General features: G+C 63.2%; 12 protein-coding genes. 7 read left to right on the top strand and 5 right to left on the bottom strand.

Annotation, left to right across the window (positions count from 1 at the left end; genetic code table 11):
- Window positions 1-133: 133 nt before the first annotated feature.
- Window positions 134-892, bottom strand: a complete 759-nt coding sequence (locus tag CQ12_RS04295; RefSeq protein ID WP_057834117.1) for an SDR family NAD(P)-dependent oxidoreductase — start codon at window positions 890-892, stop codon at window positions 134-136.
- Between the two features lie 63 nt (window positions 893-955).
- On the bottom strand, window positions 956-1,627 hold the full coding sequence (locus tag CQ12_RS04290) for a TetR family transcriptional regulator (RefSeq protein WP_057834116.1): 672 nt from the start codon (window positions 1,625-1,627) through the stop codon (window positions 956-958).
- A 147-nt stretch (window positions 1,628-1,774) separates the two neighbouring features.
- Between CQ12_RS04290 and CQ12_RS04285 the strand changes: the two genes are divergently transcribed.
- The 4 genes from CQ12_RS04285 to mbfA all read left to right on the top strand — a co-directional run bounded on the left by CQ12_RS04285 (window position 1,775) and on the right by mbfA (window position 7,033).
- The gene (locus CQ12_RS04285; protein WP_057834115.1) at window positions 1,775-2,947 is read left to right on the top strand and encodes an acetyl-CoA C-acetyltransferase; all 1,173 of its coding nucleotides are present in this window, start codon (window positions 1,775-1,777) and stop codon (window positions 2,945-2,947) included.
- A gap of 77 nt (window positions 2,948-3,024) precedes the next feature.
- A complete protein-coding gene (locus tag CQ12_RS04280) occupies window positions 3,025-4,566 on the top strand; it encodes an acyl-CoA synthetase (RefSeq protein WP_057834114.1) in 1,542 nt (513 codons plus the stop codon).
- Window positions 4,567-4,840: 274 nt separating this feature from the next.
- Window positions 4,841-6,007, top strand: coding sequence for an alpha/beta hydrolase (locus tag CQ12_RS04275; RefSeq protein ID WP_057834113.1), 1,167 nt, complete (start codon window positions 4,841-4,843; stop codon window positions 6,005-6,007).
- Between the two features lie 54 nt (window positions 6,008-6,061).
- On the top strand, window positions 6,062-7,033 hold the full coding sequence (gene mbfA / locus CQ12_RS04270) for an iron exporter MbfA (RefSeq protein WP_057834112.1): 972 nt from the start codon (window positions 6,062-6,064) through the stop codon (window positions 7,031-7,033).
- A gap of 11 nt (window positions 7,034-7,044) precedes the next feature.
- Here mbfA and CQ12_RS04265 read toward each other — a convergent pair whose 3' ends face one another.
- Entirely contained in the window at window positions 7,045-8,046 is a 1,002-nt protein-coding gene (locus CQ12_RS04265; protein ID WP_057834111.1) for an ABC transporter substrate-binding protein, read from the bottom strand.
- Between the two features lie 180 nt (window positions 8,047-8,226).
- Here CQ12_RS04265 and CQ12_RS04260 point away from each other — a divergent pair, with 180 nt between their 5' ends.
- Entirely contained in the window at window positions 8,227-9,699 is a 1,473-nt protein-coding gene (locus CQ12_RS04260; protein WP_057834140.1) for an amidase, read from the top strand.
- 126 nt (window positions 9,700-9,825) lie between these two features.
- Complete coding sequence (locus tag CQ12_RS04255; RefSeq protein ID WP_057834110.1) at window positions 9,826-10,179, top strand: nuclear transport factor 2 family protein; 354 nt, start codon at window positions 9,826-9,828, stop codon at window positions 10,177-10,179.
- 117 nt (window positions 10,180-10,296) lie between these two features.
- Here CQ12_RS04255 and CQ12_RS04250 read toward each other — a convergent pair whose 3' ends face one another.
- Together CQ12_RS04250 and CQ12_RS04245 are read right to left on the bottom strand one after the other, a co-directional pair.
- Entirely contained in the window at window positions 10,297-11,385 is a 1,089-nt protein-coding gene (locus CQ12_RS04250; protein WP_057834109.1) for a Zn-dependent alcohol dehydrogenase, read from the bottom strand.
- 51 nt (window positions 11,386-11,436) lie between these two features.
- Window positions 11,437-13,206, bottom strand: a complete 1,770-nt coding sequence (locus CQ12_RS04245; RefSeq protein ID WP_430642181.1) for an acyl-CoA dehydrogenase family protein — start codon at window positions 13,204-13,206, stop codon at window positions 11,437-11,439.
- A gap of 170 nt (window positions 13,207-13,376) precedes the next feature.
- On the opposite strand from CQ12_RS04245, the gene CQ12_RS04240 reads away from it, so the two are divergent.
- Complete coding sequence (locus CQ12_RS04240) at window positions 13,377-14,078, top strand: SDR family NAD(P)-dependent oxidoreductase (protein ID WP_057834108.1); 702 nt, start codon at window positions 13,377-13,379, stop codon at window positions 14,076-14,078.
- Window positions 14,079-14,135 lie beyond the last annotated feature (57 nt).

The raw sequence follows: 14,135 nt of genomic DNA, 5'->3' as shown, positions 1-14,135 counted from the left end.
GCCGGCATTAGCCGTGCATTCGATTGGGTGAGGGGTTGGCTCCGCGATAGATCTTTCTTCGTGGATAGAACCCCTCATCCGGCAGCTTCGCTGCCACCTTCTCCCACAAGGGGAGAAGGAAGAAGCGCAACGCTTACCGCGGCGCCATCCGGATGGCGCCGTCGAGGCGGATGGTCTCGCCGTTGAGCATCGGGTTCTCGACGATGTGAACCGCGAGGTTGCCGTATTCCGAGGCATCGCCGAGGCGGGCCGGATGCGGCACCTGGGCGCCGAGGCTCTTGCGGGCCTCTTCGTTCAGGCCCATCAGCAGCGGCGTCAGGAACAGGCCGGGCGCGATGGTGTTGACGCGGATCTTGAGGCTGGCGAGATCGCGCGCGGCCGGCAGCGTGAGGCCGACAACGCCGCCCTTCGACGCCGAATAGGCGATCTGGCCGATCTGGCCTTCATAGGCCGCGACCGAAGCGGTGTTGATGGCGACGCCGCGCTCCTCGCCGATCGGCGGCGCCGTGGCGAGACGCTCGGCAAACAGGCGCAGCACGTTGAAGGTGCCGATCAGGTTGACGTTGATGATGCGGACGAACTTTGCCAGCGGATAGACGCCGTCTTTGCCGACGGTACGCTGCGAACCGCCGATGCCGGCGCAGTTCATCAACACGCGCGCGATGCCGTGCGCGGCTTCGGCCTTGGCAATCGCCGCCTTGATCGCTTCCTCATCGGTGACGTCGGCATGGAGGGCTATGCCCTTCACTTCCGCAGCAACCTTCTCGGCGTTTTCCTTGTTCTGGTCGATGACGCCGATTTTCGCGCCCTTGGCGGCCATGGCGCGGGCGGTCGCGGCGCCGAGGCCGGAGCCACCGCCGGTGATGAGAACGGCTACGTCTTGCAACTGCATTGTAACTACCTTTCCTTGGGAGTTTCTTCTCTGGATTTGCAGGCTACTGAAGTGTCGCTTTCGTCATCCGGCGGCGGCACCCTTTTCCTTCCCGTTCAACATGCCGCCGAAGATCAGCGCTTCCATGTGCTTGATGTAGTCGCGGCAGACGTCGTCGGTGACCGGGCCGACACCGGTCGCCCGCGACATCGCGTGGCGGCCGAAGAACAGGTGATCGCAGGCGCCGACCAGGCTGGTGTAGAACATCACGGGATCAATGTTGCGGAACTCGCCGGCCTTGATGCCCTCGGCGAGCAGCCGCCGCTGGAACTCCAGCAAGGGCGCCACGAAGAACTTCGACACCTCGTCGGCCGCCTCGGTGCTGCTTTCATGCAGCAAATAGTGGATCAGCCGGTTCATGTACGGGAACTGATAATAGGCGCGGATGATGCCGCCGATATGCAGCTTGAGTTTCGCGGTCGGCGAGATCGGCTGGCTGATGAGATATTCGAGTTGCGACATCTCGGTCGCCGCGTCGCGCGCCAGAAGCGCCAGCAACAGGCCGTCCTTGTTGCCGAAATGGTATTTCACCAGTGCAGCGTTGACGCCAGATTTCTGCGCGATGTCAGACAACGACACTTCGATCGAGGCGCGCTCGATCATCAGTTCGCTCGCCGCGACAAGCAGCTTCTCGGCGGTGGCATTTCTGCCGGCCGGAAGTCTTGTCGGTACGCTGGTGTTCAAGGGTGTTCCCATTCCCTACCTGCCGGAAATCCGGGCCGCACATAAGCGCATGCCGCGGCTGCACTCAAGAGTTAATTGATTGATTGACTAAATCCCACGAGGCCCCTTAAATCCGGCCCAACTTCCAACGCCCATCCAAAACAATCAGGGAGAACAGGAATGGCCGAGGCCTATATCGTCGCCGCTGCGCGCACCGCGGGCGGCCGCAAGGGGGGACGTCTCGCGGGCTGGCACCCGGCCGATCTCGCCGCTTCCGTGCTGAATTCGCTGGTCGATCGTTCCGGCGTCGATCCGGCCCAGATCGAAGACGTCATCATGGGCTGCGTGATGCAGGCCGGCGAACAGTCCAACAACATCGCCCGCAACGCGGTGATGGCCTCGAAACTTCCCGAGAGCGTGCCCGCCACCTCGGTCGACCGCCAGTGCGGTTCCTCGCAGCAGGCGCTGCACTTTGCGGCGCAGGCGGTGATGGCAGGCAGCATGGACATCGTGATCGCCGCCGGCGTGGAATCGATGACGCGCGTACCGATGGGCCTCGCCTCGTCGCTGCCCGCCAAGAACGGCTTTGGCCATTACAAGAGCCCGGGCCTCGAGCAGAAATATCCGAACATCGTATTCAGCCAGTTCACCGGCGCGGAGATGATGGCGGAGAAGTACGGGCTCTCCAAGGACCAGCTCGACGAATACTCCTACAACAGCCACCAGCGCGCGATTGCAGCGACGCAGGCCGGCAAGTTCAAGGACGAGATCGTTTCGCTGCAGATCACTCGCGCCGACAATTCGACCGACACCCACCATATCGACGAAGGCATCCGCTTCGACGCCAGCCTCGACGGCATCAAGGGCGTCAAGCTGATCGCCGAGAACGGCAAGCACACCGCCGCCAGCGCCAGCCAGATCTGCGACGGCGCTTCCGGCGTGATGGTCGTCAACGAGAAGGGATTGAAGTCGCTTGGCGTCAAGCCGCTGGCGCGCATCCATCACATGACCATGATGGGCGGCGACCCCGTGATCATGCTGGATGCGCCCCTGCACGCCACCAAGCGCGCGCTGGAAAAGGCCGGCATGTCGATCAACGATATCGACCTGTTCGAAGTCAATGAAGCCTTTGCCGCCGTGCCGGTGGCGTGGCTGAAGACCACTGGCGCCGATCCTTCGAGGCTCAACGTCAACGGCGGCGCGATCGCGCTTGGCCATCCGCTCGGCGGCTCCGGCACCAAGCTGATGACCACGCTGGTGAATGCGCTGAAGCAGAACAACAAGCGCTACGGCCTGCAGACCATGTGCGAAGGCGGCGGCATGGCCAACGTTACGATCGTCGAGCGACTCTAAGAACAACAATGGCGATCGGCGACTGGCGGGCAGGGAGTGCGCTTCCTGCTCGCCATTTTCTTATTGAGGAAACATCCATGACCCATCCGTCTGTCTACGCCCGCACCCAGCCGAACAAGATCGCCTATCAGATGGCGACTACCGGCAAGGCGATTACCTATCGCGAACTCGACGAGCTCTCGAACCAGGGCGCGCATCTGTTCCGTTCACTCGGGCTGAAGGCCGGCGACCACATCGCCTTCCTGATGGAAAACCGGCTGGCGTTCATGGAAATCTGCTGGGCCGCGCAGCGCGCCGGGCTCTATTACACCGCGATCAGCCGCTACCTCACCGAGGAAGAGATCGCCTATATCGTCAGGGATTGCGGCGCAAAAGTCTTCATCACCACGCCGCAATGCGCCGACAAGGTCAAGGGCCTGGTCAAGGGCGAGCCCGGCGAGCCGTTGTTCTTCATGGTGGACGAGCCCGCGCCCGGCCTCCGCTCCTTCGACAAGGAAGCGATTGCAATGCCGGTGACGCCGATCGCGGACGAGGTCGCGGGCTACGACATGCTCTATTCGTCGGGCACCACCGGGCGCCCCAAGGGCATCAAGAAGGAGTTCGAGGGCAAGGCGATCGACGTGCCGAACCCGCTCTTGAAAATTCTCTGCGCCGACATGTGCGGGATGAACTCCGACAGCATCTATCTGTCGCCGGCGCCGCTCTATCATGCAGCTCCCTTGCGCTTCAACATGATGGCGATCACGCTCGGCGGCACCTCCATCATCATGGAGTACTTTGACGCCGAGGAATTTCTGAAGCTGGTCGGGAAGTACAAGGTTACGCAGTCGCAGCTGGTGCCGACCATGTTCGTGCGAATGCTGAAGCTGCCCGATGAAGTGCGCGCGGCATACGACGTCTCGACCTTGAAGGGCGCGATCCACGCAGCCGCGCCCTGCCCGGTCGACGTGAAAGCCAGGATGATCGAGTGGTGGGGACCGATCCTGATCGAATATTACGCGGGCTCCGAAGGCAACGGCGTTACCGTTTCGAATTCGCAGCAATGGCTGACCCATCGCGGCACCGTCGGCCGCGCGGTGGTCGGCAAGGTGAAGATCCTGGACGAGAATGACGACGAGCGCCCGACCGGCGAAATCGGCACGGTCTACTTCGCCGACGCACCGGCCTTCGCCTATCACAACGATCCCGAGAAGACGAAGAAGGCCTACAACGAAAAAGGGTGGTCGACGCTCGGCGACGTCGGCTATCTCGACGAGGAGGGCTATCTCTATCTCACCGACCGCAAGAGCTACATGATCATTTCCGGCGGCGTGAACATCTACCCGCAGGAGACCGAGGACGTCCTGATCACCCATCCCGCCATCTCCGATGTCGCGGTGTTCGGCGTGCCGAACGAGGAAATGGGCGAGGAGGTCAAGGCCGTAGTGCAGCCGCACGACATAGCCAGGGCCGGCAAGGAGCTCGAGGCCGAGTTGATCGCGTTCTGCCGCAAGCATCTGTCGCCGATCAAATGCCCCAGGAGTATCGACTTCGAGGCGGAATTGCCGCGCACGCCGACCGGCAAGCTGGTGAAGCGCCATCTGCGCGACCGCTATTGGCCGAAGCCGGCGAAGGCGTAGAATCGTAGGGTGGGCAAAGGCGCATTTGCGCCGTGCCCACCATTTGATCCGCACAAGAAATGGTGGGCACGCTTCGCTTTGCCCACCCTACGGAATGCCGCGATTATTTTCGTCCTTCCTTCCCTTCTCCCCTTGTGGGAGAAGGTGCCTTCGCGGAACGCGAAGGCGGATGAGGGGTCTCTATCCGCGGAGACAGACCCCTCACCCGTCTGCGATGCTGCGCATCGCGTCCACCCTATCCCACAAGGGGAGAGGGCGAAGAAAGGCGCAAACAATGCCCACCCTCCCCGATATCCCGCTCCCCTCCAGCATCCGCTCCCGCTACGTCGATGGCATCAATGGCCTGCGGATGCATGTGCTGGAAGCCGGCTTCGAAACCCGCGGCCGGCCCTGTGTGTTGCTGCTGCATGGCTTCCCCGAGCTCGCTTTCTCCTGGCGCAAGGTGATGCCCATTCTGGCCGAAGCCGGTTATCACGTGATCGCGCCCGACCAGCGCGGCTATGGCCGCACCACCGGATGGGACGCGGATTATGACGGCGACCTCGCCTCCTTCCGCCTCCCCAATCTGGTGCGCGATGCGCTCGGGCTGGTGGCGGCGTTCGGCTACAGAAGCGTCGACGCCGTCATCGGGCATGATTTCGGCTCGTCGGTCGCTGCCTGGTGCGCACTGATCCGGCCCGACGTATTCCGTTCGGTCGTCATGATGAGCGCGCCGTTCGCCGGCCCGCCGTCGCTACCGTTCAACACGGTGAACGAGCCTGGCAAGCGCATCGACGATCCCATTCATCGCGATCTGGGCGCACTGCCGCGACCGCGAAAGCACTACCAGTGGTACTATTCGACGCGCGAGGCCAACGATGACATGCACCACGCGCCGCAGGGGGTGCATGATTTCCTGCGTGCCTATTACCATCACAAGAGCGCGGACTGGAAAGACAACAAGCCCTATCCGCTCAAATCGTGGACCGCGGACGAAATTGCAAAGCTGCCGACCTACTATGTGATGGACCACGCCAAGGACATGGCCGCGACGGTTGCGGAGGAAATGCCCTCGCCGGAAGAAATCGCAGGGAATAAATGGCTGCCGGACAACGAACTGGCGTTCTACAGCGCCGAGTATGAACGCACCGGATTCCAGGGCGGCCTGCAATGGTATCGCTGCGGCACCTCGGGCGCGTTCACTCCGGAATTGCAGACATGGTCGGGCCGCACCATCGATGTGCGCTCCGCCTTCATCTCGGGCAAGCAGGACTGGGGCACCTATCAACGCCCCGGCGTCTATGAGGCGATGCAGTCGAAGGCCTGCACAAACATGATCGGCTGCCATCTCGTCGACGGCGCCGGCCACTGGGTGCAGCAGGAGCAGGCCAACAAGGTGAGTTGGCTGCTGGTGCAATTCCTGCGAGGGACCAAGGCGAGCCAGGGCACGGCCGACAATTGACCGCGGTAAACGCCAACATGAGAGAATTCCAAAACAAGAAGAGGCAGGCGTCCTGTGAAGAATTTCGCCGATCTGACTGAGCGCGAAGTGCTGGCTGTTGCGATCGCGTCCGAGGAAGAGGACAGCCGCATCTACATGGCCTTCGCCGAAGATCTCGCGGAGCGCTATCCTGATACGGCAAAGGTGTTCGAGGAGATGGCGGAAGAGGAACGCGGCCATCGCCATCGCCTGCTCGAACTCTACGAGACGCGGTTTGGCCCACACCTGCCGCCGATCCGCCGCGAGGACGTCAAGGGCTTTCTGAAGCGCCGTCCGATCTGGCTGACCAAGAACCTGCCGCTCGACACCATCCGGAAGGAAGTCGAGACGATGGAGCTCGAGGCCGAGCGCTTCTACGCCAAGGCCAGCGAAAAGGCGGAAGACGTCGGCGTGCGGCGCTTGCTCGGCGACCTCGCCGAGGAGGAAAGAGGCCACGAGCGATTGGCAGTCAAGCTGACCGGCGAGATCCTCAAGCCCGACGTGCGCGCAGAGGAAGACAAGACGCGGCGCCGCATGTTCGTGCTGCAATATGTGCAGCCGGGCCTCGCCGGACTGATGGACGGTTCGGTCTCGACGCTGGCGCCGCTGTTTGCCGCAGCCTTCGCCACGCATCAGAACTGGCAGACGTTTCTGGTCGGGCTTGCCGCCTCGATCGGCGCCGGCATCAGCATGGGTTTTGCCGAGGCGCTGTCGGATGACGGCTCGCTGACCGGGCGCGGCTCGCCCTGGCTGCGCGGCATTACCTGCGGGCTGATGACGACGCTCGGCGGCATCGGCCATACGCTGCCCTACCTCGTTCCTGACTCCTGGCCTAACGCGTTCTGGATCGCGACCGCGATCGCCGGCATCGTCGTATTCTTCGAATTGTGGGCGATCGCCTTCATCCGCGCGCGCTACATGGACACGCCGTTCCTGCAGGCCGTGTTCCAGATCGTGCTCGGCGGCGCCATCGTGCTGGCAGTGGGGATATTGATCGGCGCGGCTTAAGGGCTCCCGCGTCAGCTCCCGTTCAGATCGCTGATCTCGGGGAAGAACATCTCCTTCCACGAGGCCGGCTCGTTCTTGGTGGTGCCGACGCGGCGCATGAACTTTGCGAATTTCATCGTCGCGGCCGGCGTCATCGTCCATTCGACATTGGAAGCGGTTACTACCTTGGTCACCATCTCCAGCGGCAGCTTGGAATTGCTGTCGTTGATCCAGCTCTGCGCGGTCCCCTTCGGGTCGGCCGCGATGATCGCGGTCGCCTCCTTCACGGCGTCGAGGAAGGCGGCGTAGAGTTCGGGATTCTCTTTCCGGAACCGCGCCGAGGTCCATGCCACCGTGAACGTGTGCGGCCCCAGCACATCGAACGACGACAGCACGGTGCGGATGTTGTTCTGCTCCAGTTGCTGAAACTGGAATGGTGGCACGCTGAAGGCCGCGCTGATGCCGCCCGCGCCGCTCAACAGCGCAATCGTCGCGTCCGGCGGCGACATCGATACCGTAAGGGGATCGAGTTTGGCGTAGTTGTCATCGCCGAAGGCGGCCGCGGACGCCATCTGCAGCAGCACCGCCTGCACCGACACTTTTATGGAGGGCACCGCGATACGGTCGCGTTCGGTGAAATCCTTGATGGATTTAACGTTTGGATTGGCGGTGTTGAGCAGGAACGGCTGCGAACTCAGCGCGCAGATGCCCTTGACCTCGAACGAGGTGCCCCGCGTCTTGTCCCACAGCGTGATCAGGCCGGGCACGCCACCGCTGACGATATCGGTGGAATTGGACAGCAGCGCCTCGTTCATCGCCACCGGGCCGTTGAAGCGCTGCCAGGAAACCTTGAAATCCCTGAGGCCGCGTTGGCTGGCGTATTTCTCGATCAGCCTGTCGCGCTTCATGACGTTGAATTGCAGGTAGCCCATCGAGAACTGTTCGGCCAGCCTGATCTCGGCGGCGCGAGCCGCCATCGTCGCGTTGCCGATCGTGACGGCCGCCACGACGCCTGCGATCCACGCCGATCTCATCAGAGCCTCCCGCGCTGTTTTCATTTTTTGTTGATCGGGAGACTAGCGCGCGAACGGCAGCTTCGCCAAGGCGGCTGGCAGCATGGCTGATAAGCCACTGTACAGCCATTGCTCTTGCCGCGCGTGCCCAAACTGAGCATCATCCGCGGCCTGCATCGAACGAAAGAGCGGGAGCACAGCTTGGCCAAATCGCAATGGAGTTTCAAGACCGCCGTCGAATTATCGGCCGCACTTGCCGCGAAAAAGGTCTCGGCGGTCGAGCTTGCCGAGGACGCAATCGGCCGCATCGAGCGGCACGATGCGAAGATCAACGCGATTTGCGTTCGCGATTTCGAGCGCGGCCTTGCTGCCGCCCGCGCCGCCGACGCTGAACTCGCGCGTGGCGTCAGGAAGCCGCTGCTCGGCATCCCGCTGACCGTGAAGGAATCCTACAATATCGCGGGCCTGCCGACGACCTGGGGCATTCCGGCACAAAAGGATTTCCGGCCTGTGGAGGATGCACTGTCGATCACACGCGTCAAGGACGCCGGCGGCGTCATCATCGGCAAGACCAACGTTCCGTTCGGGCTCGGCGACTGGCAGAGCTATAACGAGATCTACGGCACTACCAACAATCCGTTCGATCTCGGCCGCACGCCGGGCGGCTCCTCCGGCGGCTCGTCAGCAGCGCTCGCCGCCGGCTATGGCCCGCTGTCGCTCGGCTCCGACATCGGCGGCTCCTTGCGCGTGCCTGCGTTTCACTGCGGCGTCTATGCGCACAAGCCGACCTTTGCGCTGGTGCCCGGGCGCGGCCACACGCCGCCGCCGTTTCAGCCGCTGCCGATCGATCGCGACCTTGCCGTAATCGGCCCGATGGCCCGCAGCGCCGCCGACCTCTCGCTGCTGCTCGACACCATCGCCGGCCCCGATCCGCTGGAGGCCGGGAAGGGTTACAGGCTCGCACTGCCGGCTCCACGTCACACCACGCTGAACGATTTTCGCGTGCTGGTGGTCGATACCGATCCTGTCATGCCGACCGACGAGGTGGTGCGCGGCACGATCCACAAGCTCGCCGCCAATCTCGAAAAGGCCGGCGTCAAGATCGACCGCGAGAGCCCATTGTTGCCGAACTTTGCCGATACCTCCCGGCTCTACATGCGGATGCTGATGTCGTTTCTCGGCGCTTCCTTTACGCCTGATGTCTATGAGGGCGCGCAGGCCGCGGTCGCTGTGCTGCCGGCGAGCGAGACAAGCCTTGCCGCGGAACGGCTGCGCGGCATAGCGCAGAGCCACCGCAACTGGCTGATGGACGACGGCGCGCGCGGGCGGTTGCGGGCGCAATGGCGCGAATTATTCAAGACATATGATGCCGTGATCTGCCCGATCATGCCGACGCCGGCCTATCCGCACGATCACTCCGACGACCAGGAACAGCGCCGCATCAGGATCGACGGCAAGGACCACGTCTATCCCGACATGCTCTCCTGGCCCGGCATCGCTACGTTGCCGGGCCTGCCCTCCACTGCGATCCCGACCGGATTCTCGCCGAACGGACTGCCGATCGGCGTGCAGATCGTCGGCCCCTGGCTGGAGGATCGCACACCGCTGAAACTCGCCGAGCTGATCGAGCGCGAATTCGGCGGGTTCAAACCGCCGTCGATGTTTGACGATTGAGGGACGAAACTTACCTGCGGCGTCATTGCGAGAAGCGCAGCGACGAAGCAATCTAATCTTTCCCTGTGCGGGACGATGGATTGCTTCGCTTCGCTCGCAATGACCGGGAGAGATCGGGAGAACACCATGAGCAACGACATCGAAGAACTCACCGCGCTCAACCGCGATTACGTGAATTCAGTCCAGAACTCCGACGTCAAACGCTTCGACGAAATTCTTGCCGCCGATTTCTATTGCTCGAATCCCGACAAGTCGCTGGTCGATCGCGCGGCGTTCCTGAAGCAAACCGCCGTGCCGGTGACGATCAGGAATCTCACCGCGCATGACGTCAAGATCCGCGTGCTCGGCGACTTCGCCATCATCCACGCCGCCACCAGCTATACGACCGCCGACGACCAGCCGGCGCATGGGCGCTATACCGATTGCTGGGCGAGGCAGAACGGCAGGTGGCTGGCGGTGTCGGCGCATGTGTCGCGGTGAAATATGGGCGTCATTCCGGGGCAGCCCGACAGGGCTGAACCCGGAATCTTGTGCCGGACATAATTTCGAGATTCCGGGTTCGATGCTCCGCATCGCCCCGGAATGACGACGTCGTCATCAGCTATCAAACATGATCACGCTGCGCAGCGTCTTGCCGGCTTTCATGTTGGCAAAGCCCTCATTGATTTCTGAGAGTTTCAGCTTGGCCGAAATCCAGTCTTCCAGATGCAGCTTGCCGCGCATGTAGAATTCGACGAGGCGGGGCATGTCGACACGGAAATGGTTGGAGCCCATCGACGAGCCCTGGATGCGGCGCTCCCTGAGGAAGTCGAAGCCGTGCAGCTCGATCTTCTGGCCGAACGGGATCATGCCGACGATGGTCGCGGTGCCGCCCGCCGCCAGCATCGCAAAGGACTGCTCGGCGGTTTCCTTGCGGCCCAGCACCTCGAAGGAGTGATGCACGCCGCCGCCGGTGAGTTCGCGCACCTGCTGCACCACATCACCCCGGGCGGGATCGACGATGTCGGTGGCGCCGAGCTTTGTTGCCAATTGCAGCTTGGCCGGATTGGTGTCGATTGCGATGATGCGGCCGGCGCCGGCGATCGCGGCGCCATTGATCGCGGCCATGCCGACGCCGCCGCAACCGATCACCGCCACGGTCTCGCCGGCCTGCACCTTGGCCGTGTTCACCACCGCACCATAGCCGGTGATGACGCCGCAGCCGATCAGCGCCGCCAGCTCCAGCGGCATGTCCTTGCGGATTTTGACGATGGCGTTTTCGTGCACCAGCATCTGCTCGGCAAAAGACGAGAGATTGAGGAACTGGTTGAGTTTCTCCGACCGTGCCCAGGACAGGCGATTGGACGCGCCGGGCAGCATCTTCACGGTGGTGTCGGTGCAGAGCACGGTGCGGCCGGTGGTGCAGTTGTCGCAGGTGCCGCAGAACACGGACAGGCACGTCACGACGTGATCGCCGGGTTTGACATAGGTGACGTCGGAGCCGACCTTTTCGACCACGCCCGCGGATTCATGTCCGAGCACCGCGGGCAGCGGATGCGGGTAGAGCCCTTCCATGAAATGCAGGTCGGAGTGACAGAGGCCGGCGACGCGGGTGCGGATCAGGACTTCGCGCGGGCCGGGGTTCGGCACGCTGACATCCTCGATCACCAGCGGCTGGTTGACTTCATGCAGAACGGCGGCCTTCATCGGGTGCTCCCTCTATATTTCTGTTATTTTTGAACCAGTACTGAAATCAGCCTACGCTGCGACAAGCAATTCGCCAACCTCGGCCATAGCGACATCGCGTTCGCCGAGCAGACGATCAGTGATCGCGCGCTGGGTGGCATTTTCCGTTAAACGGAACGGATCGCCCGTCGAGATGCGATGGTCGATCACCATCCGCGACAGCAATAGCCGTTTGGCGTCGCCGCGCATCTCGTGGATGCGTCCGCCCTCCCAGGCCAGCGCGACGGCGCTGGCGACCTGATAGAGCAGGCTGGTGGCGCGCCGCGCATCGCCCTCATTGTCGCTGCGGCTGGCGACTTCGCGCGCGAAACCGACCGCACGATCGGTCAATTGGTGCAAACGGTCGCGCCACGCCTGCGGCACGTTGGCGCTGTCGTCGAGGCGGGCGTGCAGATCGGCGGCGAGTGCGGCATCGGCGCCGTGACGGCCGACTGCGCGCGTCAGCGTGTCGATCGCGACGATGTTGCCGGTGCCTTCCCAGATCGAGCCGAGATGGGCGTCGCGCAACAGCCGGGCGGTGGCAAACTCCTCAATATAGCCGATGCCGCCGCGCATCTCGAGCGCGTCGCCGCAGACTTTCCGCGCATCGCGCGTCGCGCGGAATTTCAGCGTGGGGGTGAGAATACGCAGCAGCGCCGCTGCATCCTGACTGCCGGCTTCCGCGCGATCGAGCGCGTCTGCGGTAAGAAAACTCATCGACAGCGCTTGCTCGGTCGGCAGCATGATTTTCATCAATTGCCGCCGCGCCAGCGGCAGGTCGATGATGCGCTGGCCGAAGACGACGCGGCTCTTCGCCACCGTCATCGCGTCATGATGCGCCCGCCGCATCAGCGCGGTGGATTTGACGCCGTTGGAGAGCCGCGACGAATTCACCATCTCGGCCATCTGAACGAAGCCGCGGTCGAGCTTGCCGACGGCGTACGCGATCGCGCCCTCGAACTTGATCTCACCCGAGGCCATCGAGCGGGTGCCGAGCTTGTCCTTCAGGCGCACGATCCGATAATGATTTTGCGAGCCGTCGTCGAGGAAGCGCGGCATCAGGAACAGGCCGACGCCGCGCGTGCCGGGGCCCGCCCCCTCGGGGCGCGCCAGCAGCATCACCACCTTGGCGTCGGCATTGGAGCAGAACCATTTTTCGCCATAGAGCCGCCAGTGGTCGCCTTCCTGCACGGCCCTGGTCGTCAGCGTGCCGACGTCGGAGCCGCCTTCCTTCTCGGTCATGAACTGGCCGCCCTGGGTCAGCTTGCTCATGTCGGTCTGGGTCAGTCCGTCGAGATATTTTGCCTTCAGCGCGTCACTGCCGAAATTGTTGAGCAGTTTGGCGCAGCCGTCGGTGACGTTGATCGGGCAGCCCATGCCGAACTCGGTCTGATTGAACAGGAAGGTGAAGGCGTGCTTGGCGACGACGGGGTATTTGTCCGGCCAGCCCATGATGCCCTTGCGGATCGACAGCGCGTGAATGCCGAACTCACCGAACGCGGCCTTTTCGAGCTCGCGATAGGCCGGGTGGTATTCGATATACTGGGTATCGCGGCCGAACTTGTCGCGCTGGTGCAGCACCGGTGTGTGACGATCCGCAAGCCGCGCGCATTCGTCGAGATAGCCGCCGGCCAATTCGCCCAGGCGATCGAGATGCGGCTCGATATGACGGAACAGCGCATCGGGTAGATGCAGCCGCAGCAGATCCGTCAACGCCGGATCGGCGCGGTAGAAATTCATCCCCGTCGTGTCAGGCGCGAGCAATCCCGGCTGGCTGGCTGACGCCGTTGCGCGATCTTGCATGAGTGGATGCATTTTTAGCCCTTGTTCGTTCCGCCCGATCTTGATCATCTACCGATAACGCAGGCGTTCAAGCCGTCAACACGCATAATTGGAGGGCCGCCCCATGGCGGACGATTGCCAGGCGGAATCGGGTTCCTAAATACCGAGTCCCACCACCCGAGGACCGCCCCATGGAAATTCCAAAATACAAGATTGCCCTGATCGTCGGCGTCGGCGAGGGGTTGAGCGCATCGCTGGCGCGGCTGTTTGCGCGCGAAGGCATCAAGGTCGCGCTCGCCGCGCGCAAGATCGAGAAACTCGGCGCGCTCTGCACCGAAACCGGCGCCCGCGCCTTTGCCTGCGACGCTATCCAGGCCGAGGAAGTCGAGCGTCTGTTTGGCATGGTCGAGCGCGAGGTCGGCACGCCCGACCTCGTCGTCTATAATGCCAGTGGACGGGCACGCGGCGCCTTTACCGATCTGGTTCCGGCCGAGGTTGCAAACGCGATTGCGGTTTCCGCCTTCGGCGGCTTCCTGGTGGCACAGCAGGCGGCGCAGCGCATGCTGCCGAACAGGCACGGCGCGATCCTGTTCACCGGCGCTTCCGCCAGCGTGAAGGGCTATCCGCAGTCGGCACCGTTCGCGATGGGTAAGTTCGCGCTGCGCGGACTTGCCCAGAGCATGGCGCGCGAATTGTCGCCGCAGGGTATCCACGTCGCGCACTTCGTCATCGACGGCGGCATCCGCAGCGCTGTCCGCACCGAGCCCGCCGATAAACCGGACTCGATGCTCGATCCCGACGCGATTGCGTTGAGCTACTGGAACGTGCTGCAGCAGCCGCGCAGCGCCTGGACCTGGGAGGTCGAATTGCGGCCGTGGGTGGAGAAGTTTTGAGACGGCCACCGCGCAGGACGCGTAGGGTGGGCAAAGGCGCGAAGCGCCGTGCCCACC

Source organism: Bradyrhizobium jicamae, assembly GCF_001440395.1.
In the GTDB taxonomy this organism is placed as follows: domain Bacteria; phylum Pseudomonadota; class Alphaproteobacteria; order Rhizobiales; family Xanthobacteraceae; genus Bradyrhizobium; species Bradyrhizobium jicamae.
Note: the sequence above shows the minus strand (reverse complement) of the source record. Positions and strands in the feature narration are given on the sequence as shown.